Source organism: Streptomyces sp. NPDC038213 (genome assembly GCF_055600495.1).
Genome location: NZ_JBVJYM010000029.1, coordinates 40,739 through 62,035 on the forward strand (window position 1 = coordinate 40,739; position 21,297 = coordinate 62,035).

The window sequence follows — 21,297 nt, forward strand, 5'->3', positions numbered from 1 at the left end:
TCCGGGCCCCGGGGCATTGCTATCGGACCCCGGCCGACCGCGGACAGTAACCTTTTGGGCATAAGCTTTCGGCCTATGCCGTCCAATACCCCCCGACAGGACCGCAGTTGCCGTACCAGGCCGTTTGCAGTCCGCAACCGGGCGAAAACCACTCGCCCTTCCGGCCGGTCGCGAGCGAGACTCCTGCGGTGACGCTCCACGAGGATGAGATCCCGGCCGACGAGTCCCTCGTCCGCTCCCTGCTCGCCGCCCAGCGCCCCGAGTGGGCGGACCTGCCCCTCACCCGGGCCGGCGCGGGCACCGACAACACCATGTACCGGCTCGGCGGGGAGCTGCTCGTACGGCTGCCGCGGACCCCCGCGCACGCGGCCGCGCTGCGCAAGGAGCGGGAATGGCTCCCGCGCCTGGCCCCGCAGCTCGGCTGCCGGATCCCCGAGCCCGTGCACGCCGGGGCGCCGACGGACCGCTTCCCCGCCGAGTGGTCGGTCTACCGCTGGATCGAGGGGGCCGAGCCGGGCCCCGGCACCGTCCGCGACTGGGCCGCCTTCGGCGCGGACCTGGCCGAGGCGGTACGGGAGCTGCACTCCGCCCCCCTGATGGGCGCGGCCCGGGGGGCCGGGCTGGACTGGTACCGCGGCGGCAGCCTGGGCGACTGCGACGAGTGGGCCGTCCGCGCCATCGAGGACTGCCGGGCCCTCGAGGGCGCGGACCTCGACGCGGACGCCCTGCACCGGATCTGGCGGGCGGGGGCCGAACTGCCCGACCCCGCCGGTCCGCACGTGTGGCTCCACGGGGACCTCAGGCCGGCCAACCTCCTCGTCGCGGACGGCCGGCTGCACGCCCTCATCGACTTCGGCGGCCTGTCCGTCGGCCACCCCGACGCCGAGCACGCCCCCGTCTGGGACCTGCCGGCCGAGGCGCGGGAGGCCTACCGCGAGGCCCTCGCACCGGACGGGGCCGCCTGGGCCCGCGCCCGCTCCTGGGCGGTGGCCGTCGCCGCCGTCGGCCTGCCGTACTACCGGGAGACCTTCCCGTCCTTCGCGGACGAGTGCCGGGCCCGCCTGCGGGCGGTGCTCGCCGAGGCGGGGAGCCGCTGACCCGGAGCCCGCCCCGGCCGTCCCCTCAGACGGCGAACCACACCCTCTCGATGCGCTCCGGCCCCACCTCGTACATCGCCACGGCGGACACGGCCGCCCCGCCGCCCATGAAGCCGGTCACCCGCTCCTGGTCGATGACGATGCGCCCGTGCGTGACGCGCGAGACCAGTTCGGCGTTCAGGCCGGGGCTGGCGTCGAACAGGGCGGCGTACCGGGTCCGGAAGGCCGGGCCCGACCGGTCCGCCAGCTCCTCCCCGGAGGGGAAGGCGTGCACCGGCACGTCCTCGGCGTAGAAGCCGAGGAAGGCCTCCAGGTCGCGGGCGTTGTAGGCGGCCAGCTGGCCGTCGACGATCTCTTCCGGAGTCATCCGGGTCTTCCTTTCGGGGGCGTCAGCCCAGGGTGCGGGCCCGTTCGACGACCTCGGCCGGGGCCTTGGCCACCGAGCCGCAGTCGAAGGGCGGTTGCGGGTCGTACTCGGTGTACAGCTGGATGGCCTGCGCCGTGACCTCGTCGGTGAGGAGGGCGGCCAGCCGGACGGCCATGTCGATGCCGGAGGAGACCCCGGCCGCGGTGATCACCCGGCCCTGGCGGACCACGCGCTCCGCGCTGTAGACCGCCCCGTGCGCCTCCAGGTCGGCGACGGCGGCCCAGTGGGTGGTGGCGGTGAGCCCGTCCAGCAGCCCGGCCGCGCCGAGCACCAGCGAGCCGGTGCACACCGAGGTGGTGAAGCGGGTCCCCCCGTGCATCCGGCGCACCCAGGCGAGGAAGGCGGGGTCGTCCGACATGGCCCGGAAGCTGCCGCCGCCGGGGACCAGCAGCACGTCGCAGTGCTCCACGTCCGCGTACCGGGTCGGCACGTGCACCGGCATCGAGCCCAACACGTCCTGCACCAGGCCCGGTTCATCGGTGACGAAGCGCACGGTGGCGCCCGGCACGTACCCCAGGACCTCGTACGGCCCGACGGCGTCGAGCGGCTCGAATCGGTCGAAGAGCGGGATCACGATGTCCATCGCCGCAGCATATCGAGGCCCTGTCGAACCCTGCGGGCACCCTCCGGCCTGCGGATTCGGGGACCGGCATAGACCCTCGATTTATATATGTCGGTGAACGGCATATAGTGGCGGCATGAAGCCGGACCCCGGCGCACTACGGACATGGAGCAGCCAGTGGCCACCAGGAAGAACCTCACCGCCAACCGGGAATCCCTCGCCCACAAGCTGCGGTTCGCCGCCACCAGGCCCGAACGCATCGCCCCGTACCTGAAGCGGGCCGCCCGCGACCGCTGGCTGGCCCTCAAGCACCCCGACCACGTGGCCTACTACCGCGCCGTCATGGCCTCGGACGCCCGGCGCAACCCGGAGGCGGCCGTGGGCAGCCAGACCCACGACCGGTGGCTGGCCCTGGGGGAGATGCAGTTCGACTACCTGGTCCGGCACGGCCTGGACCCGGCCTCGCGGATGCTCGACATAGGCTGCGGCAACCTGCGCGCGGGCCGGCTCTTCATCGACTACCTCGACAAGGGCCACTACTACGGCATCGACATCTCGCCGGAGATCCTGATCTCCGCCAAGGAGACGCTGACCGCCCACGGGCTGCAGGCCAAGGTCCCGCACCTGACCCTGACGAAGAACCTCACCCTGGACTTCCTGCCCGAGGCCCACTTCGACGTCGTCCACGCGCACAGCGTGTTCTCGCACTCGCCGATCGAGGTCATCGAGGAGTGCTTCGCCCACGTCGGCCGGATCCTGGCCCCCGGCGGGCACTTCGACTTCACCTTCGACCGCACCACCGGCGCCGAACACCAGGTGCTCCGCGAGGACTTCTACTACCGCACCGAGACCCTGATCGACCTCGCGGCCCGGTACGGCCTGACGGGCCGCTTCATGACGGACTGGGAGGAACTGGGCCACGGCCAGTCCAAGATCCGCCTCACCGCCACCTGAGCCACCACGCCCCGACCGGGAAAGCCCGCAACGCGAAGGCCCGCAACGGGAAGGCCCGCAACGGGAAGGCCCGCAACGGGAAGGCCCCGGCCCCCGACCCCTGCGGGGGTCGGGGGCCGGGGCCTCGCCGGAAGGGAGGCGGCTCAGGCCGGAGTGGCCCGTCCCGAGTCCCGGCCCCGCCACAGCCGCAGTACGACGGCCCCGGCACCGATCAGCGCGAGCGCCGGCAGCACCTCGTCCTGGGCGACGACCCCCGCGGCGTACCCGGCGCACAGGAACGGCAGCGCGGCCAGCGCGAACTCGTCGGCCCGGCGGATCCGTGCGAGCGCCGGCCGCCCCGCCAGGACCAGCCCCGCCCCCAGCGGCACCCCGAACTGCCACAGCACGAACTGCCCGAACCCCCCGACGTCCGCGAGCGACAGCAGCACCAGCGACAGCGGCGCCCAGAGGGCCAGGGCCACGATCCCCGCCCCGGTCCGCACCCGCGGCGCCGGCCGCAGGTCCGGCGGACAGGCCAGGGCCATCAGCGCGATCGCCGCCGGCAGGAGCAGGAAGCCCGCGAACTCCCACGGCAGCGACAGGGACTGCGGCAGAGCGGCGACGAAGTACGCGACCACCGACGCCGCCATCCCCGCCAGCGCCCACCAGGCCCCCGCGAACCGCCCGGCGAGCGCGAACACCGCCCCGAGCAGGGCCACCAGATGGCACCCGGCGACCACATAGCTGAGCGGCACCAGGAAGTCCCGGCTCTGCGTGACCCGCACATCGGTCAGCAGGGACACCAGGTGGAACGCGGCCAGCGAGCCCAGGGCCGCCAGCGCGAACGGCGCCGCGGCGGCGAACAGCCGCCCACCCCGCTGGGCCGACCCCAGCCCGGCCCGCATCCGCAGCGCGTGCGCCGCGATGTCGCCCGCCTCCCGCCAGCGCGCGAACCGCCCCGCCCCCTCGGTCGCCTCCCGGTAGGCCTCGGCCATGTCCGCACCGAACTCGTGCCGGAACCGCGCCGGGTACAGCCTCAGCAGCGGCATGCTCATGCGGTCGCCGTCTCTCCGGAGACCCCCAGCCGCCGCGAAGCCTCGCGGGCCGTGGCCGCGATCCGCCGCGCCTCGGCCGCCAGCCCGTCGCGCCCCGCGGCGGTGAGCGTGTACGTCCGGCGCAGCCGGCTGTCCACGACCTCCTCCTCGTAGACCTCGATCAGCCCCTGGCCGAGCAGCCGCTCCAGCGCCCCGTACAGGGTCCCGGTGCGCATCTTGACCCGGCCGCCGGAGATCTTCTCCACCTCGCGGGCGATGGCATAGCCGTGCCGCGGCTCGTCCGCGAGGGCGGTGAGGAGGAGCAGCGTGGGCTCCTGCATCGCACGATCACTCATGCCGCCATGGTAAGTCACCCACCGGCATATATCGGGGTCCTCCCCCCTGCCTCCCGCAGGCGTCCGCGGGAGGCGAGGGGATACCGGGGACGCCGTCCGGACCGCGGGCGCCCGCGGTCCGGACGCGCCGGTCCCGCCCGCGTCAGTCCGTCGACATCTCGGTGTCGTCCTTCCCCGGCGTCCAGTCCGTCGTCGTGTCCTCCTTGTACGTCAGCACCGGCGACCACTTCGTCGCCAGGTCCGCCCCGCCGACCTGGAGCGCTTCCTCACCGCCCTGTTCTCCGGACGCGTGGTCCCGGCCCCGCAGCTCGCCGAGATGTTCACCGTCCCGGACATCAAGGGGGCCTCGTACGGCGCCGGGCTCCAGCGCTTCGTCGTCAACGGTACGGAGATCTGGGGGAAGACGGGATCGCGCCCCGGCTTCCACACCGTGGTCGCCGCCACCCGCGACCTGTCCCGCACCGTCGTCTACTCCGTCACCAGCAAGTCGGCCCGCGAGGACGGCTTCGCCCTGGTCCAGCGCTTCGCCCTCCCGGCGTTCAACCGCTGACGCCCCGGCCCCGCCGTACGGCCGCCCCGCCGCCGCACGGCCGCCCCGCCGCACGGCCGCCCCGCCCCCCGCCGTACCGCCCCCGGCCTACGACCAGCGGACCAGGGCCGAAGCCCCGCCGCACCCGTCCACAGGCCGACGCGCGGGCCCCCGCGCCCGCCTAACCTCGTACAAGAGGGCGCCGGACGCCGCGCCGCACCACAGACAGACGGGACGGGCCAGTGACGGCACCAGTGACGGGACCAGCGCAGACCGGGCCGCCGCCCGCGGACTGGCAGGGCGGCCTGCTGGACCTCGACGCGTACCTTGACCGGATCGGCTTCGACGCGGAGCGGGCGCCCACCGCCGAAGCCCTCGCCGCCCTCCAGCGGGGCCACGTCACCTCCTTCCGCTTCGAGAACTTCGACGCGGTCCTCGGCAACCCGGTCCTCCTGGACGTCCCCTCGGTGCAGGACAAACTGCTGCACCGGGGCCGCGGCGGCTACTGCTTCGAGCACGCCGCCCTGTTCGCCGCCGCGCTGGAGCGCCTCGGCTTCGCGTTCACGGCCCTCAGCGGCCGGGTCACGCTCGGCTCGGAGAAGACCACACCGGCCACCCACGCCCTGCTGCTGGTCCACATCCCCGGCGAGGACCGCCGGATGCTGTGCGACATGGGCTTCGGCGCGGGCCCCCTGGAGCCGCTGGAACTGGCGGACGGGACCGCCTCGGACGCCGGCGGCTGGCGGGTCCGCCTGGAGCGCCGGCCGGGGGCCGACGGCATCGACCACTGGTGGATGCACCAGTACGGCCCGGAGGGCTGGATCGACCGCCACACCTTCACCCTGAACCCCCAGTACCCCGTCGACTACGTGGGCGGCAGCCACTACGTCGGCACGCATCCCCGCTCGCCCTTCACCCGGCGCCCGTTCGCCCAGCGCTTCGACGCCGACCGCCACCAGGTGCTCGACGGGAGCACCTGGCGCACGGTCCTGCCCGACGGCACCCACTCCGTGCGGACCGTCGGCGCGCAGGACCTGGAGCGCGTCCTGGTGGAGGAGTTCGGCATCCCGGTGTCCCCGGAGACGGCGGCCCGCCTGGCCGCCACCCTCCCGCCCGCATCCTGACCGGACCCGCCCACCCGGCCGCCCGCCCCGCGCGTGCGGTTTCCGTATCGGCCGAATGGGCATGATCGGCCCAGTGCCGCGGCGAACCGACCCCGGCAGGACCGAAGCGAGGGGTGCAGGGATGCCTCAGCAGGGCACCGTCAAGTGGTTCAACGCCGAGAAGGGCTACGGCTTCATCGCCGTGGACGGCGGCGGGGCGGACGTGTTCGTCCACTACAGCGCGATCCAGAGCGACGGCTACAAGTCCCTGGACGAGAACCAGCGCGTCGAGTTCGAGGTCTCGCAGGGCAACAAGGGACCCCAGGCGGAAGCGGTCCGCCCGCTGTAGGCGGAGGGTGCCCTCCCCGCTCCCGGGAAGGGCACCCCGGTCCCCGGTCAGCGCCAGGTCTGGTACGGGCTCTTCTGCGCGTGCGTTCCGCACGGGAAGGTCCGCAGGCCGAACGGCTGGCTGTCGTCCAGGCACAGACCGGTGTGCTGGTTCTTCAGCTCGACGGCGCCGTCGGGGTACTGGTGCACGAACCAGCTCTGGTCCTTGGCCTTGTCGCACGGGTGCGAGGTGAGCTTGCCCTGCGGGCTGTCGGTCAGGCAGCGGCCCGTCTTGATGTTCCGCAGCTCCCGGGTGGCGTCGGCCCAGCGGTGGACGTTCCACTTCTGGTGGTCGTTGCCGTAGCAGTTGACCGGGCGGATCCCGTGCTCGCTGTCGTCCAGGCAGCGCTGCGTCGCGTCGTTGCGGAAGGTCTGCACGCTGTCGAGGGCGTCGGCCGGCGCCGCACCCGCAGCGGCGGCCGGGCCGGCCGCCGCCAGCCCCGCTGCCAGCAGGACGCAGGCGAGCGAGGTACGGAACCTCCGCACCGCGGGGGTGGTGCCCTGAGCGGCGGCGGTCTGCGCGGTCGTGTTCATGTGAGGGGTTCTCCTGTTCGTCGAATTTGCGTTCGTTGGCATGTCGTGGCCCCGCAGGCCCCCGTCGGGGGAGCGCTGAGGCGGATCGCCGTACCGGCGGCGCACACACCGTCACCCACGCTTTTTGCAAGGCGCTTGGGGAGATCGGCGGGGCCGGACGGAACCGAGTCTGCGGCCGCCGCCGGAGTCGGCGCAACGGCATCCCGTTTGCTTCAGCGATGTCGGGATCCCTAAGGTTCTGACCTGCCGGGACACGACCATCCCGGGACAAGGGACGGCCTTCCGGAGCCCTGCGGGGGCCGCGGGAAGGGGCGGCGATGACAGGCCTCGACGGGCGGCGCAGCCGCGGGGAAGAGCACGCGGATCCGGCGCGGCAGCTCGGCAGCGCACTCAGGGAGCTCCAGCGGGCCTCCGGCCGCACCCTCCGGTCGCTGGAGTCCGAGGTGCTGATCAGCGACTCGTCCCTGTCGCGTTACCTGCGCGGCAGCACGGTCCCGCCGTGGCCGACCGTCCGCGACCTCTGCCGCGCGCTGGGCGCGGACCCCGCCGACTACCGCGCCCTCTGGGAGGCCGCGGACCGCCAGCAGCCCTCCGCCGCGACGACCCCGGCGGCCCCCGCAGCCGGAGCGGGACCCGCCCCCGGACAGGCCCCGCCGCCCGCGGAGGGCTCCGCCGGCGGCCCCGGTACGGGCGCCCCGTCCGGCCGGGGGCCGGACCGGGCCCCCCGCATCCCCTGGCCGCGGTCCGCCCCGGCACCCCGCACGGACGGGACCCGGCACCGGTTCCGCTGGACCTGGGCGGCCGCCTGCTGGGCGGCGGGACTGCTGTGCGGGGCCGCGCTCGTGTGGGCCGGGCCGTGGACCCCGGCCCGCGAGGCCCCGGGCGGGGAGCGGACCCCGCGCCAGGAGGCCGCGGCGGCGGTCGGGCAGGGCGCGCCCCGCCTCGCCGAGCACAGCCGCATCTTCGTCCACCGCGTGACCGGCAACTGCCTGGACCACAGCCTCGACAAGGGCCTGCGCGCCTTCACACCCAACGGCATGAGCTACCAGCGCTGGACGGTCCGCACGGCCCCCGACGGCACCAGCCGGCTGCGCAACCACGCCACCGGCGCCTGCCTCGCGCTCGCCGCCTCCGGGCTGGGCGGCGCGGCCTGTGCCGATTCGGACCCCGGCCAGCGGTGGGTCCTCACGCCCTTGTCCGACGCCTCCGTCGAGCTCCGCTCCCGGTCCGGGGGCAGCTGCCTGGACGACGGGCCGCAGGGATTGAGGGCGGTGGCCTGCAACGGCACGCCCCGCCAGCGCTGGGGCTGAGGCGCGTACGCACCGGGACCGTCACCTCAGCCCGGCGGCCCCTCAGCCCGTCACCCCGCCCGTCACCCCCGCCCCTCCACCACCACCGGCACCCCCTCCGCGAAGTCCAGCCCCGCCGCGTACAGGAGCCTTCGGCGCGTCCCGTCGGGGCTCCAGCCGTGGAAGAGGATCCGGTCCCGTCCGTCCGGCCCGGCGACGACGTCCTGTCCGCCGGGCCCCTGGACCGCCCCGCCCGTGGAGGCGGTGGACAGAAGGGGCTCCGCCGCCTTGACGTACGGGCCGGTCAGCCGGGACGCCACCGCGTAGCCGGTCTTGTAGTGCTCGTCGCCGTACGGGCCCGCCGAGTAGAAGAGCACGTACCGCCCGTCACGCCGCACCAGTGTCGGCGCCTCGACGATGTCCCCCTCCCACTCCCGGTCCTGGCGGATCAGCTCGACCGCCGCGCCGGTCACGCGCGTGCCGTCCGCGGAGACGGGCTGGAGGTGGATGCGGGTCGGAAGTCCGCAGCAGTTGCCGTCGCCCTTCCACAGCAGGTAGCGGCGCCCGCCCTCGGTGTGGCTGGAGGCGTCGATGGCCCCGCCCTGCTCGGCGGGGCACACCAGCGGGCCGTCGCCCACGGGGGTGAACGGCCCCTCGGGCGAGGCCGCGACCGCGGCCCCGATGCACTGGCGGCCGCTCGCCCGGTCCCGCGCGGTGTACTGCATCGTGTAGCCGCGGCTGTGGGCGAAGACCTCGGGGGCCCAGACGAGCGTGCGCACCGGCTCCGCCCAGTCCCCGAGCCGGGGCAGCGGGTCGGCCGCGGCGGGGGTCCAGTGCACCAGGTCCGCGGAGGTGGCCCGCTGCACGTTCACGTCCTGGCCGTGGGTCGCGTACGCGTGGTAGGTGCGGCCGACCCTGAGGACGTCGGGGTCGGGGAAGTTTCGGTCGAGCACGGGCCCGCCCCAGGACACCCGGCCGCCCGCCGCCCCCTCGGCCCCGGCGGGCGGGGCCCAGAGCAGTACGGGGATCAGGGCGAGCGCACCCGGCAGCACCGCCGGGACTCTCCGCACGGCCCGGAGCACGGTCCGTACTCCCGGGATGGTCAGGCTCGTCAGGACTGTACGGAACCCCTGCTGCACCACGCGTCGTCTCCTCGGACCGGTCCGGCACGCGGGCGGGGAGGCCTCCCCGCCCACCGGGACCAACGCCCCCGGCGCCCTCCGGTTGCGCGCCGCCTCAGGGTGCGAAGACCGCGCTGACCAGCAGCACGTGCACGGCGGTGCCGCCGAGGATGCTGAGCAGGGCGTTGCGCCGCCACAGGTGGAGGCCGGCGGTCGCGCCGAGGGCGAGCAGCGGGGCCAGCGAGCGGGCGTGCCCGAGGGGCAGGTCGCGCAGGCAGTACACCACCAGGATGAGCATGACCCCGGCCGGCATCCGCGTGCTCAGGTAGCGCACGGTGCCGCTCGCGCGCAGGGGGGCCAGGACGGCGAAGGGCAGGGCGCGCAGGGCCCAGGTGACGGCGGCGGCCACCAGGACCGCCGCGACGGCGTATCCGGCGTCAGGCACGGCGCGGCCTCCCGGCTCCGGCCGCGTACCGCACCAGCAGCCCGGCGGTGAACAGCACGAACGCGGCCGCCAGCAGCTGCCCGGGGAAGAGGACCCGGGCGGCGAGGGCACTGAGCAGGGCGAGCACCGGGGTCGGCAGGTCCCCGCGCAGCCCCCGCAGCGCTTCGAGGGCGAGCACGGTGAACAGCGCGGTGAGGGCGAAGTCCAGCCCGGTGACCCCGGCGGGGATCAGTGCCCCGAGCAGGGCCCCGGCCACGGCGCTCCCGGCCCAGTACGCGTGCAGGTAGAACTGCATCCACAGGATGCGCGGGCCGGACCAGGTGCGCACGCCCCGCGCCGACCCCAGCGCGTAGGCCTCGTCGCACAGGGCGAAGGTGCTGTACGCCCTGCCCAGCCGGCCCCGCACCCGCTCCAGGGGGAACGACAGGGCGTAGAACACGTGCCGGACGTTGACCAGGAACGCGGCGGCGGCGACCGAGGCCAGCGGCGCCGCGGCCACGACCAGCCCGATCAGCAGGAACTCGAACGAGCCGCCGAAGGCCACCGCCGCCGACAGCCCCGCCCACCACCAGTCCAGACCCGACTGGGCGGCGAGCGCCCCGAAGGCGAGCCCGAGCGGGACGAAGCCGAGGCCGACCGACAGCGAGTCCCGGAAGGCGGCGCGGGCCGCGGACCTCCCGGTGTCGACCGCCTCCGGCGGGGGCGGGGCCGCACCCGCGGCGGCAACCTCAGAACCTATGTGCATGGAGACATTTTAGAAAAGATCAGGCCTCATTTGATTGCGCATCATGCCGATATCCTCGCCGTATGAGCAATGAAACCAGCCTTGATGCCACTGATCGCGAAATTCTGTTCCACCTGAGCCAGGACGGTCGGCTCACCAACGTGGAGCTCGCCAAACGCGTCGGCCTCACCCCGCCGCCCTGCCTGCGCCGGGTCAAGCGCCTGGAGGAGGCGGGGGTCATCACCGGGTACCGCGCGGCCGTCGACCCGGCCGCCCTCGGCCGGAACCTCGAAGTCCTCGTCGACGTGGAGATCTACGCCAACGACCGGAGGACCGTCGAGGAGTTCGAGACCATCGTCGCCGCGTACGAGGAGGTCATCGAGTTCCGCCGGATGTACGGGCGCCCCGACTACTTCATCCGCGCCGCGGTCGCCGACCACGTCGCCTACGAGGCCTTCCTCACCGGCCGGCTCAGCGGGCTCCCCGCCGTCCTGCGCGTGACCTCGCACCTCACCATGAAGATCATCAAGGGCTCCGCCTGACCAGCCCGGCCCGCCTGACCGGCCTGCCCCGCCCGGCCGCCCCGCCCTCACCGGCCGCGGTCGCGCAGCCGGCCCACCGCCCCCAGCGTCCCGACGGCCGCCTCCTTGAGGCCGGGCCGCTCCCGCACGAACCGCCGCACGGCCCGCGAGGGCTCGCGGCTCAGCCAGTGCAGCGCCGCCCCGGGCCGGCGCCGCAGCACGGCGCCCTCGTGCACCACGAGCTCCCGGGTCTTGAGCGAGTCCTTGTACGCCGCGTCGCCCCGGCCGAGGTCGAGCAGGCAGATCCCCTCGGCGGCCGCCGCCTCGATCATCCGCAGGTAGAGGATCCGCCCGGGGGAGTACGTGGCGAAGTTCCGGTCGTACGCCGGGAACCAGCACGACAGCACCGTGCGCGACCGCAGCCCGAAGTGGGCGGCCACCGGCACCCCGTCCGCGTACAGCACCGACAGGAGCCCCGAGCAGGCGGGCGCGTCCGTACCGGCGAGGTGCTGCACGAGGCCGTTGATCCAGCCCTGGGCGAAGCGGTCGCGCCGCCCGGTGCGCCGGTACTGGGCGGACTTCCACTCCATCAGCGCCTTCAGGACCCTCGGGTCCCGCTCCTCGAACACGAAGCGGAGGGGGCCGGCCGTGCGCGCCAGCCGCCGCTCCTGCGCCAGCGTCGACTTCAGGAAGCGGCGCGAACCCTCCCGCAGCCGCCCCTCGTAGCGGGCGTAGCCGCCGGTCACGTCGATGACCGGGGAGGCGAAACCCTCGGTGGCGTACGGCAGGAACAGCTCCTGGCCGCTTTCCAGGTGGTTGAACTCCCACACCGACAGGGACCCGGCGCGCAGCAGCTCGTGGGGATCGACCTGCACCCCGGGGCGCAGGACCGCCCCCTGGCAGTCGGACACGCCGAGGCCGATCGCCCGGCCGCGGCCCCAGCGGCCCCGCTCGAAGGGGAAGAAGCCGGCGGCCTCGCCGGCCCGGCGCACCACCGCGACCCGGGCCCCCGGCCGGACGCGGCCGACGGCCTGGCAGAACTCGGGGCTCATGAAGGGGTTCGCCACCTCCGCGGTGGCCTCGCGCAGCTCGCCCCACAGCGCGACGTCCGCCGGGCTCAGATCGGCAGGGCGGACCACGTCGATGCGCTGTACGGACACGTAGGCTCCCGGGCTGCGGCTGCGGCCGTCGAAACGCCGGAGAGCGCGTACGGCGCCATGACGTGGTCCATCATGGGCGACGACGCGCCCGCCCCGCGCCGGAAAGCTCCTTCCGGGTGATCCGAACCTTCGCCCTAGGAGGCCTCCCATCGGGTCACGCACGCCCGTCCGGGTCCAACCGTGCGTGACCCTGCACGTCCGGCCGCATCAGTCGGGCGGCTCCTGCGGCGGGGGAGTGGCGGGCGCGGTCCGCTTCCCGCCCTCGCGGCGCACGGCGCGCTCGGCGCGCTCGCGCTCCTCCGGGTCGCCGGCCTCGCCGGGGGCCTGGGAGGGCGGGGTCGGCTTGCGCTCGGCGGGCGCCGGGCGCCTGTTCGGTGTGTCGGAAGGGCCGGATGTGCCGGGTGTCATGGCTCGTCCTTTCGTACCCGGGACGATTCCTCGGGGGGCTGCCAGGAGTCCTCGCGCGCTCGTGCGGGGGGCGGCTGTTCGGCGGGCCGGACGCCTGGGTCCTTGCGGGCCCGGACGCGGTGGGACCCGTACCAGAACGCGCCCACCAGCACGGCCGCCACGGCGACGCCGACGAGGATCAGCAGCAGTCCGGGGAAGCCGTCGGCGGCGAGGTGAAGGGAAGGGGTCATGGCGCGCGTCTGCCCGCGCCCTGCGCTCCCACACACGGGCGCGGTGACGGAGGGGGCGACCGGGACGGCAGGCGGGCCGCAGCCCGGGGCCGTACCGCAACCCCGTACAGCAGACGCCCCGCCGCCGGCCCGACCGGCAGCCCTACTTCCCCTCCGCCAGGCGGCGCACCTGCAGGTGGACGTGCCCGGCCCGCAGTGCGGGGGCGTTCGCGAGGTCGTCGGTCTTGTTGAAGACGATCCGGTTGTCGCCCGCGGCGGCGTACGCGAAGGCCATCCGGAGGCGGCCGCGCCCCTCGGTGCCGCCGGCGGGGCTGTCGAGGCGGAAGGCGACCACGGGCACGGCCGCCCGGCCGAACGGCACCGGGTGGATTTCGTACTCCACCTCGCCCTCCGGGCCGGGGAACCGCAGGGTCGGGCAGCCCCCGTAGACGGCCTTCGCCAGCCTGTCGAAGGCGGCCCGGCCCTCCCCGGCGGGGTAGCTGCCGAGGCTGACGTGGACGCGGTTCGCGGGACTGTTGTCCCCGGTGATGTAGACCTGCTGGGCCTGGGCGGCGGGCGGGCCGAACAGCACGGAGACGAGCGGCTTGCAACCGGCCGGGACCGCGGCGGCCACCTTCTCCAGCGCCGCCCGGCTCTCCGGGCCCGCGGACTCCGGCACCTCCTCTGCCCGGGTGCCCGCCCCCACCTCCGCCGCCGGGAGGAACCGCGCCGTGAGCGCGCCCCGGTCGAGCGGTGCCATGCTCCGCCAGGGCGCCGTACTGAGCGCAGGCACGGGCGAGGGGGAGCGATGCGTGGAAGGCGCAGCGGACACCCCGGCGGCGGCGCTCTCCCGGCCGGCGTCCCCGGACGCGCACCCGGCCAGCAGCACGACACCCAGCGGCACCGCCGCCCAAGCGGCGCGAATGGTCCTGTACTGCACGTTTCCCCCGGTGAGCCGATCGCCTTCTTGCGGAGTGAGACCCTAGATCAGCCCCACCAGGCCCCCACGCCCGCCCCCGCCTCCGCTCCTGCGTCGCAGCCCTCGAACCGTAGGATCCGCGCGTGACGCGGTTCGGCAGGGAACCCGCAGGTGTGAAGCTGCGTCAGGGGGACCGTGACGGACAACGAACGTGAGCCTGCCCGGCAGCCGGGCGAACCGCGGGGGTGGCCGCCTGCGCCCGCCTCTCCTGCTGGCATTTCTCACCGCCGCCTCGCCAGGTCCGTCGGTCGGGCCGAGTGGGCGCTGCTGGCGTTCTCCGTCCTCGGCGGGGTCGCGGCGGCCTGGGCGGCGGTCAACCTGGCCTGGAGTGCCCGCAGCCACTGCGTCTCGGACTGGGACGCCGGCGCCCGGTACGAGCTGTTCTACCTATTCGTGTTCGTGGTCATGGTCCCCGCCTGTGCGGTGCTGGGCGCGGCCGTGTGCCTGCTCCCCCGACGCTGCCCGCTGTGGCTGCGCGGGTCGGCCGTGGTCCTGGTGTTCGCTGCGGTGGTGTTCTGGTTCTTCTCTGTCTACGGCACGCCTGCGGGAGCGGTGGGGCCGGGCATCTGCGGGCCGGACAACGTCCCCCCCTGGTGGCCGGACTGGCTGCCTGCCTGATCGTCCGCGGCTGTGTGAGACTGCGGGCATGGGTACGGGGGAGGACCTGGGGCGGGAGTCGCGGGCGGAGAAGGACGCCATGACGGTGGAGATCATGTTCGCGCTGTGCAGCGCTGCCCTTCTCGCCGCGGTCGTCTTCGGGGTGTTCCTCGTGCCGACGTTCCTGGGCGGGGTGTCCGGGCCCGTTGCGGGCGGCTTCCGGGTCGCCGGGGCCGTGCTGGCCGTGGCGGCCGGGATGTGGCGGGTGGTGCGGGTGCTGGTGCGCTTCGACGCGCAGCGGAGGCTGGGGCGTTAGGGGAGAGGTGCGCCGCCCGTTGGCGGGTGCCCGTTCGGCCGGGTGGCCTGCCGGGGGTGTTGCGGCCGCCGTCGGTGACGGCGGGCCGTTCAGGCGTCCGTGTACTGGGCGGCGTACTCCCCGGTGGCCGGGATGACGGTGATGACGTCGATCAGGACGCCGTCCGGGGCGGCGACGATGAAGTGCCGCTGGCCGAACTCCTCGCTGCGCAGCGGCAGTACCTCTTCCAGGCCGGCCTCCGCCACGAGCCGCCGGTGCTCGGCGTCGACGTCGTCCACCTCGAAGTTCAGCACGACCCCGGCGGCCGGTGCGCCGCGGTGGGAGGCGGGGATGGTCGGGTGGGCGTGGTCCAGCAGGGCCAGCTCGTACTGCGGCGCGTCCGGGCGGCGCAGGCTGACGTACCAGTCCGCCTCGAAGGTCACGGCGAACCCGAGGTGGCGCGTGTAGAAGTCGCGCGACGCGGCCACGTCGCGGGTGGCGAGGACCGGGTAGAAGCCGTCCAGCCGGGGGCGGCGGCCCGGGGTCGGCTCGGTCGCGGCGACGGCAGCGGGCGCAGGCGTGGGCTCGGTCGTGGATGTGTGCGGCATGGCGGGGCTCCTCGGGTACTGGATCCGTTTCGCATACCCGGGGTATGCGAATCATGCGGCTAGCATACCCCCGGTATGTGAAATCGGAAGAGGGAGCGGGCGATGGCGACGGGCAGCCGGGCGGAGCAGCGGGCGGCCACGCGGCGGGCGCTGCTGGCCGAGGGGCGGCGGCAGTTCGCCGCCGACGGGTACCACCAGGTGGTCCTCGCCGAGGTGGCCCGCGCCGCCGGGGTCACCAAGGGGGCCGCGTACCACCACTTCGACAGCAAGGCGGGCCTCTTCCGTGCCGTCGTCGCCGAGGTCCAGCAGGAGCTGGGGGAGCGGGTCGCGGCCGAGGCCGAGCGGTACGAGGACCTGTGGGAGCAGCTTCGGGCGGGCTGCCGCGCCTTCCTGTCCGCGGGCAGCGATCCGGCGGTACGGCGGATCCTCCTCGTCGACGCGCCCACCGTCCTCGGCTGGGAGGAGTGGCGGGCCCTCGACGAGGAGGCCTCCGCCCGCCACCTCGCCGAGGCCCTCGCCGCCCTCGCCGCGGCCGGCGTCATCGCCGACCGCCCCACCGAGCCCCTGGCCGTCCTGCTGTCCGGCGCGATGAACGAGGCCGCCCTCTGGATCGCCCGCGGCGGCGACCCGCAGCAGGCCGAGCAGTCCCTCGACCTCCTCATGGCCGGTCTGCTCCACCGCCACCCCGCCTGACCTGCGCGTACGAGACCCAGGCCGGTGCTCGCGCCGGTACGGCGCGAGAAAACCGCTCGTGGCCGGGCCGCGCCCGGTGGCAGGGTGCCGCCATGGCAGCCCCGTACGAGATCCGCGCCGACCACGACGCCCGCACGATCGTGGTCTACCAGGCCTACCCGCCCGCCATCGCGGACGCGGCGCTGCGGGCGGGCCGCTTCGTCGCGCCGTTCTCCTTCCACCGGATGACGTGGATCAAGCCCTCGTTCCTGTGGCTGATGCACCGGAGCAACTGGGCGCGCAAACCCGGCCAGGAACGTGTGCTCGCCGTCCGGATCACCCGCGAGGGCTGGGAGGAGGCCCTCTCCCGGGCCGTGCTCACCACCGCCGACCGGGCCGCCGTCGCGCAGGCGCCCGTCCACGTCCAGTGGGACCCGGAGCGCTCGGCGCGCGGGGCGGCGCTGAACCACTACAGCATCCAGGTCGGCATCGGCCGCGGCCTCATCCGCACCTTCGCGGACGACTGGACCGTCAGCCTGACCGACCTCACACCGCAGGTCCGCAAGGCGGCCGCCCTCGTCCAGTCCGGCCGCGCCGAGCAGGCCCGCAGGCTGCTCCCCGCAGAGCGCGCCTATCCCCTGCCGCCCGCCCTGCACGACCGGCTCTGCTCGGGCGGCTGACGGCTGACGGCTGACGCCCGCCCGGGCACCCCGCCCCGCCCGGTCCCGGCCGCCCCGGCCCCGCGCCGGCCGCGGGAAACACGGCTGACAGATCATCCGGGAGCTGCTTATGATGCGGGCGATGAAGACCTATTCCTCTTCCGGATTGGGGGAATCGTCCGCGCAAGGTGAGTGCTGATGGCAGCTCACTTCGCGGAAGCGATTCCCACCCGCCTGCTGATGTGGCAGCGCGTACGGGCGTACGCCGTGCCACCGTCCATGATCGAGACCGCCGCCGCGCGCCGCGCGGCCGGTGACTGGGCGGGGGCCTGCGCGGCCGCCCGCATCGACGTCGACCTCGATCTGCGCGCCGTACGCAACCGCCACGGCACCGAACTCGCCACCCGCCTCCGCATCGACCTGCGCCGACTCGCGCCGGACCTGCTGCGCTGGCACATGCCGCGGACCGCCCCCGACGGGCGGCTGCGCGCCGGCCTCACCCTCGCCCTCGCCCGCTACGGCGGCGGCCCGGCCGACCCGGCGCCCCTGCTGGTGGTGCGGACACCACCCGCCTGGGCGGACGCCGGCCAGCGGATGTCGCTGGCACTCTGGGAGGAGTCCCGGGGCGGCGCCCCCGCGCACCATCCGCACCCCCACCCCGACCGCCGCTTCCGGCTCGACCTGCACCGCCACCTCTGGGACTCCGCCCGCACCGCCGAACTCGCCCTGCGCTGCGGCCCGGTGGTGCCCGACGGGCCAGTGGGGCCCGACGGGACCCCCGGCCCCGGAGCCGAACGCCACCCGCCCGCCCACTGGACCGCCGAGGCGGAACTCCTCCTGAGGGCCGAAGGGCGCCCGTACGGTGCCTTCGCCGTACGCCTCGGGCCCCGCAGCCGCGCCGTACTCGAACTCCACGCGCCCGACGGCAGCCACGCACCGGCCCTGCGGCCGGTGCGGAAGCCGCCGCCACCGCACGAGACCGCGGCGCTGCCCCTGCTCCCGGAGGCCGCGGCACGGCCGCTCCCCGACCTCGAACTGCTGCGGGCCGGCCTCATACGGGCCGACCAGCTGCACCCCCTGGTCGCCCAGGCCCTCACCACCGCCCGCCTGGACGGCATCTTCCCGGACGGCAGTTGCGCGGACCGGCGGGCAGATCCGGCCCCCGCGAGCGCCGCAGACCCGCACCGGGTCGACTGCAACGGAGCGGTCCACCGCATCGCCCTCGTCGGCGGCGCCCTGGCCGCGGTCGACCACGAACCCGCCCAACTCCGCCGCGAAGAGCTCCTCATGGCGCTCGGCGGCCCCGGCCTGCCCTGCCTGCGGGCCATCGACGCGGTGCACCGCAGCCCCGAGGCGCTGCCCGCGGTCCGCGAACGCCTGGGCCACGGCGATGTGGCCGGAGCCCTCGCTGTGGTCGAAGGGCTGCTCGGCCCCGGCGCGCGGCTCCGCGAAGGACCCCTGAGGGACGCCCTCCAAGCGGCCGTCGCGGGCCGTCTCGACCACGGGATCTTCCGCATCTTCCGCGCCGGCCTGGTACGCGAGCATCCCGCCGCCCATGCGGCACCGGGCCCCGGCCGTCGGCCCCGGCCCGGCCGGCGCCAGCCCCCGGACCTCTTCAGCAAGCGCGGCAGCCGCACCCGGCCCCGTACCGGCCTGATCGACTGACCGCGCGCCTTCGCGTTCCGAAACCCGCCCGCGCGTAAGGCACTTACCTCCGACGCGCGCCCTCCCGCCGCGCCGCTGCGTGGCGCACGCGCCGCAAGGCGCCGCCTCCCTCAGGACGGACCCTGCCGTCCCCGAACCCCCAGGTGACTCCCATGACTTCCTGCACCGCCCCGCCCGCCCCGCCCGCCGAGCCCGGCCGCACCGCCCTCCGGTCCCACCCCGCCGAGCCCGCCCAACTGGCCCTCGCGGAGGACCTCCTGGCCCTCCTGCGGACGACCACCACCGAACCCCGCCCCGACGAGCAGCTGGAGGCGCTCACCCTGGCCGTCGCCGCCGACCTGCCCGTACTCCTCTGGGGAGAACCGGGCATCGGCAAGACCGCCGCGCTGACCCAGCTGGCGGCCTCCCTCGACCTGCCCCTGACCACCGTGATCGCCAGCGTCCACGAGCCGACCGACTTCTCCGGGCTGCCCGTGCTGGGGGAGGACCCCGCGGTGAACGGGGTGCCCATGGCCCCGCCGCAGTGGGCCGTGGAACTCGTCCGCGCAGGGCGCGGCCTGCTCTTCCTGGACGAACTGTCCACCGCCACCCCGGCCGTCCAGGCCGCCCTCCTCCGCGTGGTCCTGGAGCGCAGGGTCGGAGCCCTGCAACTCCCGTCCGGCGTGAGGATCGTGGCCGCAGCCAACCCGCGCGCCTCGGCCGCCGACGGCTGGGAGCTGAGCCCGCCGCTGGCCAACCGCTTCGTCCACCTGTACTGGGTGCACGACCGCGACGTCGTGGTCCGCGGCCTCGGCGGGGTCTGGCCCCGCGCCGAACTGCCCCGGCTGGAGCCGGAGGCGCTGCCGGGGGCCGTGGCCTTCGCCCGCCGCGTGGTCTGCGGGTTCCTCGGCGCCCGGCCGACGCTCATCCACCGGCTGCCGACCACCGAGACGCGGCGCGGCGGCGCCTGGCCGTCCCCCCGCAGCTGGGAGGCCGCGATGACCCTGCTGGCCTTCGGCACCGCGGCGGAGGCCTCGCGGGACGTGCTGGCCCTGCTCGTCCGCGGCGCCGTCGGCGACGGCCCCGGCCTCGAACTCCTCGCCCACATCGACCGGATGGAACTGCCCGACCCGGACCTGCTGCTCGCCGACCCGGCCGCCGCCGAACTGCCGGAGCGGGGCGACCTGCGCCAGGCGGCCCTGGAGGCGGTGGTGGCCGCCGTCGGGGCGCGGCCCGAGCGCGACCGCTGGGACGCGGCCTGGGCCGTGCTGGTCAGGGCCCTCGAAACCGGTGCGCCGGACCTGCTCGTCGGCCCCGCGAAGGCCCTGGCGGCCCTGCGGCGCGACGGCTGGGAGGTACCCGGGTCCGTGGAGCGCCTGGCCGAGGTCGTCGGACTCGCGCGCCGCGCGGAGGACTCGGTGGCCCGGACGGTCGCCGCCGCGGCCGAGCTGAACACGGACGGCGGACGCCGATGACGGGTCCGTCGACGCCGGAGCGCCCCGCACCGGTCCGCCCCGCACCGGTCCGCCCCGCACCGGTCCGCCCCGCTCAGGGCCGCCCCCTGCCGCGCCCGATGGCCCCGCCCCCGGCCCCCCGCCCCGTACGTGCTCCGCTGCCCGGCGGCCCCGGGGCCGCACCCCCCGTCCCCCTCGACTGGGAGAAGCTCCTCGCCGCCCGCCTGCACGCGGTCCGGGTCCGCCCGTATCTCGCCGGCGCGCTCTTCGCGCTGCACGTCGTGGAGGACCGGTCGGTGCCCACCATGGCGGTGGACGCCCACTGGCGCTGCTACGTGTCCCCCTCCTTCGTGGCCCGCACCCCGCTGGAGGAGCTGGCCGGGGTCTGGGTGCACGAGGTGTCGCACCTGCTGCGCGACCACCACGGGCGCGGCGCCCGCTACGCACGCGATCACGGGGACCACGGGCCCGGCCTGCGGATGCGCCAGAACATCGCGGCGGACTTCGAGATCAACGACGACATCTACGACGACGTCCCCGGAGAAGTCCCCGGTGCCTTCCACGGCGCCGCAGCCGACCGCACCCGCAACGCCGCGTGCGGAGCCCCGGACGACAACCACGCCGGAGCCGCGGGCGCCCCGGCCGCCGGGCTCCCCAGGCCCGCCGGGGCCGTGCTCCCCGCCGTGCTGGGACTGCCCGACGGGCTGCTGATGGAGGAGTACCTGCGGAGGTTCTCGATGGCCGGCCGCAGCCCCCGGCTGGCCTGGCTGGACTGCGGCAGCGGGGCCGACGGGCACCCCCGGCCCTGGGACCTGGGCCCCGAGGGGGCGCACGGCCTCAGCCGCCAGCAGCGGGACGCCGTGCGCTTCCGGGTGGCGGAGGCGATCACCGGGCGTCCCGGGGACGCCCCGGAGGGGTGGCGGCGCTGGGCGGACGAGGCCTTCCACCCGCCCCAGCCCTGGCGGCAGCTGCTCGGCGCCGCGGTGCGGGCGGCCGCGGGCGGGCCCGGGGCGGGGGAGGACCACAGCTACCGGCGCCCGTCCCGCCGCTCGGCCGGGCTCCCCGGAGTGGTCCTGCCCAGCCTGCGCCGGATGCCGCCCCGGGTGTGCGTCGTGATCGACACCTCCGGGTCGGTGAGCGACGCCGAACTGGGCACCGCGCTGCTCGAAGTGGCCGCGATCTCAAGGGCGGTGGGCGGCCGCCGCGACCTCGTCTCGGTCGTCTCCTGCGACGCGGCCGCCGGGGTCGCCGTACCGCTGTGCCGCGCCGAGAACCTCGAACTCGTCGGCGGCGGGGGGACGGACCTGCGCTCCGGCTTCGCCAGGGCCCTGCGCTCCCGGCCCCGCCCGGACGTGGTCGTCGCTCTGACGGACGGTCAGACCCCGTGGCCGTCCGCGCAGCCGTCCTGCCGCACGGTCGTCGGCCTCTTCCCCCGCCCGCCCCGGCGCGTGAACGAGTCCGATCCGGACTACGCCCCCGAGGCCCCGCCCGCCTGGGCCCGCGTCGTCCGCCTCGGCTGACCGGGGGCGCGCCGCGGGCCCGGGCGGGTG

Annotated in this window: 27 protein-coding genes; 14 read left to right on the forward strand and 13 right to left on the reverse strand. The window is 75.4% G+C overall.

The annotated features are described in order from the left end of the window. Positions 1 to 188: 188 nt before the first annotated feature. Positions 189 to 1,097 carry an aminoglycoside phosphotransferase family protein gene (locus tag ACZ7JZ_RS28985; protein ID WP_470944354.1) on the forward strand — a complete coding sequence of 303 codons (909 nt, stop codon included), beginning with the start codon at positions 189 to 191 and terminating at the stop codon, positions 1,095 to 1,097. Positions 1,098 to 1,122: 25 nt separating this feature from the next. Here the strand turns inward: ACZ7JZ_RS28985 and ACZ7JZ_RS28990 are convergent, their stop codons facing one another. After that, positions 1,123 to 1,464: a nuclear transport factor 2 family protein gene (locus ACZ7JZ_RS28990; protein WP_470944357.1), complete on the reverse strand. Its 342-nt coding sequence runs from the start codon at positions 1,462 to 1,464 to the stop codon at positions 1,123 to 1,125. A 22-nt stretch (positions 1,465 to 1,486) separates the two neighbouring features. Further along, entirely contained in the window at positions 1,487 to 2,107 is a 621-nt protein-coding gene (locus tag ACZ7JZ_RS28995) for a DJ-1/PfpI family protein (protein ID WP_470944360.1), read from the reverse strand. A gap of 156 nt (positions 2,108 to 2,263) precedes the next feature. Between ACZ7JZ_RS28995 and ACZ7JZ_RS29000 the strand changes: the two genes are divergently transcribed. Beyond that, a complete protein-coding gene (locus tag ACZ7JZ_RS29000) occupies positions 2,264 to 3,040 on the forward strand; it encodes a class I SAM-dependent methyltransferase (protein ID WP_470944363.1) in 777 nt (258 codons plus the stop codon). Between the two features lie 143 nt (positions 3,041 to 3,183). Here ACZ7JZ_RS29000 and ACZ7JZ_RS29005 read toward each other — a convergent pair whose 3' ends face one another. Next, entirely contained in the window at positions 3,184 to 4,074 is an 891-nt protein-coding gene (locus ACZ7JZ_RS29005) for a hypothetical protein (protein ID WP_470944366.1), read from the reverse strand. Next, positions 4,071 to 4,409, reverse strand: a complete 339-nt coding sequence (locus ACZ7JZ_RS29010; RefSeq protein WP_470944367.1) for a PadR family transcriptional regulator — start codon at positions 4,407 to 4,409, stop codon at positions 4,071 to 4,073. Before ACZ7JZ_RS29010 ends, ACZ7JZ_RS29005 begins: the two co-directional genes overlap by 4 nt. A gap of 289 nt (positions 4,410 to 4,698) precedes the next feature. Here ACZ7JZ_RS29010 and ACZ7JZ_RS29015 point away from each other — a divergent pair, with 289 nt between their 5' ends. The 3 genes from ACZ7JZ_RS29015 to ACZ7JZ_RS29025 all read left to right on the forward strand — a co-directional run bounded on the left by ACZ7JZ_RS29015 (position 4,699) and on the right by ACZ7JZ_RS29025 (position 6,390). Next, on the forward strand, positions 4,699 to 4,959 hold the full coding sequence (locus ACZ7JZ_RS29015) for a hypothetical protein (protein WP_470944370.1): 261 nt from the start codon (positions 4,699 to 4,701) through the stop codon (positions 4,957 to 4,959). A 233-nt stretch (positions 4,960 to 5,192) separates the two neighbouring features. Continuing rightward, positions 5,193 to 6,062, forward strand: coding sequence for an arylamine N-acetyltransferase family protein (locus tag ACZ7JZ_RS29020; protein WP_470944373.1), 870 nt, complete (start codon positions 5,193 to 5,195; stop codon positions 6,060 to 6,062). 121 nt (positions 6,063 to 6,183) lie between these two features. Further along, positions 6,184 to 6,390 (forward strand): cold-shock protein, encoded by a 207-nt coding sequence (locus ACZ7JZ_RS29025; RefSeq protein ID WP_470944375.1) that lies wholly within the window; start codon positions 6,184 to 6,186, stop codon positions 6,388 to 6,390. 47 nt (positions 6,391 to 6,437) lie between these two features. On the opposite strand, the gene ACZ7JZ_RS29030 is transcribed toward ACZ7JZ_RS29025, so the two are convergent. Then, positions 6,438 to 6,962 (reverse strand): RICIN domain-containing protein, encoded by a 525-nt coding sequence (locus tag ACZ7JZ_RS29030; RefSeq protein WP_470944378.1) that lies wholly within the window; start codon positions 6,960 to 6,962, stop codon positions 6,438 to 6,440. 317 nt (positions 6,963 to 7,279) lie between these two features. Between ACZ7JZ_RS29030 and ACZ7JZ_RS29035 the strand changes: the two genes are divergently transcribed. Further along, on the forward strand, positions 7,280 to 8,272 hold the full coding sequence (locus ACZ7JZ_RS29035; protein WP_470944381.1) for an RICIN domain-containing protein: 993 nt from the start codon (positions 7,280 to 7,282) through the stop codon (positions 8,270 to 8,272). A 62-nt stretch (positions 8,273 to 8,334) separates the two neighbouring features. On the opposite strand, the gene ACZ7JZ_RS29040 is transcribed toward ACZ7JZ_RS29035, so the two are convergent. The 3 genes from ACZ7JZ_RS29040 to ACZ7JZ_RS29050 form a co-directional block, all read right to left on the reverse strand. After that, positions 8,335 to 9,393: a glycoside hydrolase family 43 protein gene (locus ACZ7JZ_RS29040; protein ID WP_470944383.1), complete on the reverse strand. Its 1,059-nt coding sequence runs from the start codon at positions 9,391 to 9,393 to the stop codon at positions 8,335 to 8,337. Between the two features lie 94 nt (positions 9,394 to 9,487). Further along, positions 9,488 to 9,817, reverse strand: a complete 330-nt coding sequence (locus ACZ7JZ_RS29045; protein ID WP_470944385.1) for a branched-chain amino acid transporter permease — start codon at positions 9,815 to 9,817, stop codon at positions 9,488 to 9,490. Next, positions 9,810 to 10,562 carry an AzlC family ABC transporter permease gene (locus ACZ7JZ_RS29050; protein ID WP_470944388.1) on the reverse strand — a complete coding sequence of 251 codons (753 nt, stop codon included), beginning with the start codon at positions 10,560 to 10,562 and terminating at the stop codon, positions 9,810 to 9,812. Before ACZ7JZ_RS29050 ends, ACZ7JZ_RS29045 begins: the two co-directional genes overlap by 8 nt. 62 nt (positions 10,563 to 10,624) lie before the next feature. On the opposite strand from ACZ7JZ_RS29050, the gene ACZ7JZ_RS29055 reads away from it, so the two are divergent. Continuing rightward, positions 10,625 to 11,083 carry an Lrp/AsnC family transcriptional regulator gene (locus ACZ7JZ_RS29055; RefSeq protein ID WP_470944391.1) on the forward strand — a complete coding sequence of 153 codons (459 nt, stop codon included), beginning with the start codon at positions 10,625 to 10,627 and terminating at the stop codon, positions 11,081 to 11,083. 47 nt (positions 11,084 to 11,130) lie between these two features. Here ACZ7JZ_RS29055 and ACZ7JZ_RS29060 read toward each other — a convergent pair whose 3' ends face one another. The 4 genes from ACZ7JZ_RS29060 to ACZ7JZ_RS29075 form a co-directional block, all read right to left on the reverse strand. Beyond that, entirely contained in the window at positions 11,131 to 12,222 is a 1,092-nt protein-coding gene (locus ACZ7JZ_RS29060; protein WP_470944393.1) for a GNAT family N-acetyltransferase, read from the reverse strand. Between the two features lie 207 nt (positions 12,223 to 12,429). Next, the gene (locus tag ACZ7JZ_RS29065) at positions 12,430 to 12,630 is read right to left on the reverse strand and encodes a hypothetical protein (RefSeq protein WP_470944396.1); all 201 of its coding nucleotides are present in this window, start codon (positions 12,628 to 12,630) and stop codon (positions 12,430 to 12,432) included. Beyond that, complete coding sequence (locus ACZ7JZ_RS29070; protein ID WP_470944398.1) at positions 12,627 to 12,860, reverse strand: DUF6479 family protein; 234 nt, start codon at positions 12,858 to 12,860, stop codon at positions 12,627 to 12,629. Before ACZ7JZ_RS29070 ends, ACZ7JZ_RS29065 begins: the two co-directional genes overlap by 4 nt. A 142-nt stretch (positions 12,861 to 13,002) precedes the next feature. After that, on the reverse strand, positions 13,003 to 13,599 hold the full coding sequence (locus ACZ7JZ_RS29075; protein WP_470944400.1) for a hypothetical protein: 597 nt from the start codon (positions 13,597 to 13,599) through the stop codon (positions 13,003 to 13,005). 354 nt (positions 13,600 to 13,953) lie between these two features. On the opposite strand from ACZ7JZ_RS29075, the gene ACZ7JZ_RS29080 reads away from it, so the two are divergent. Both ACZ7JZ_RS29080 and ACZ7JZ_RS29085 read left to right on the forward strand, forming a co-directional pair. After that, positions 13,954 to 14,436 (forward strand): hypothetical protein, encoded by a 483-nt coding sequence (locus tag ACZ7JZ_RS29080; RefSeq protein WP_470944401.1) that lies wholly within the window; start codon positions 13,954 to 13,956, stop codon positions 14,434 to 14,436. A 28-nt stretch (positions 14,437 to 14,464) separates the two neighbouring features. Next, the gene (locus ACZ7JZ_RS29085; RefSeq protein ID WP_470944403.1) at positions 14,465 to 14,731 is read left to right on the forward strand and encodes a DUF6332 family protein; all 267 of its coding nucleotides are present in this window, start codon (positions 14,465 to 14,467) and stop codon (positions 14,729 to 14,731) included. Between the two features lie 89 nt (positions 14,732 to 14,820). On the opposite strand, the gene ACZ7JZ_RS29090 is transcribed toward ACZ7JZ_RS29085, so the two are convergent. Further along, positions 14,821 to 15,318 carry a VOC family protein gene (locus ACZ7JZ_RS29090; RefSeq protein WP_470944406.1) on the reverse strand — a complete coding sequence of 166 codons (498 nt, stop codon included), beginning with the start codon at positions 15,316 to 15,318 and terminating at the stop codon, positions 14,821 to 14,823. 102 nt (positions 15,319 to 15,420) lie between these two features. Here ACZ7JZ_RS29090 and ACZ7JZ_RS29095 point away from each other — a divergent pair, with 102 nt between their 5' ends. The 5 genes from ACZ7JZ_RS29095 to ACZ7JZ_RS29115 all read left to right on the forward strand — a co-directional run bounded on the left by ACZ7JZ_RS29095 (position 15,421) and on the right by ACZ7JZ_RS29115 (position 21,267). Further along, positions 15,421 to 16,011, forward strand: a complete 591-nt coding sequence (locus ACZ7JZ_RS29095; RefSeq protein WP_470944408.1) for a TetR/AcrR family transcriptional regulator — start codon at positions 15,421 to 15,423, stop codon at positions 16,009 to 16,011. A gap of 92 nt (positions 16,012 to 16,103) precedes the next feature. Next, positions 16,104 to 16,670 carry a DUF4291 domain-containing protein gene (locus tag ACZ7JZ_RS29100; protein ID WP_470944409.1) on the forward strand — a complete coding sequence of 189 codons (567 nt, stop codon included), beginning with the start codon at positions 16,104 to 16,106 and terminating at the stop codon, positions 16,668 to 16,670. A gap of 177 nt (positions 16,671 to 16,847) precedes the next feature. Then, on the forward strand, positions 16,848 to 18,314 hold the full coding sequence (locus ACZ7JZ_RS29105) for a hypothetical protein (RefSeq protein ID WP_470944411.1): 1,467 nt from the start codon (positions 16,848 to 16,850) through the stop codon (positions 18,312 to 18,314). A 152-nt stretch (positions 18,315 to 18,466) separates the two neighbouring features. Further along, positions 18,467 to 19,768, forward strand: coding sequence for an AAA family ATPase (locus tag ACZ7JZ_RS29110; RefSeq protein ID WP_470944413.1), 1,302 nt, complete (start codon positions 18,467 to 18,469; stop codon positions 19,766 to 19,768). Positions 19,769 to 19,866: 98 nt separating this feature from the next. Then, entirely contained in the window at positions 19,867 to 21,267 is a 1,401-nt protein-coding gene (locus tag ACZ7JZ_RS29115; protein WP_470944490.1) for a vWA domain-containing protein, read from the forward strand. Positions 21,268 to 21,297: the final 30 nt, after the last annotated feature.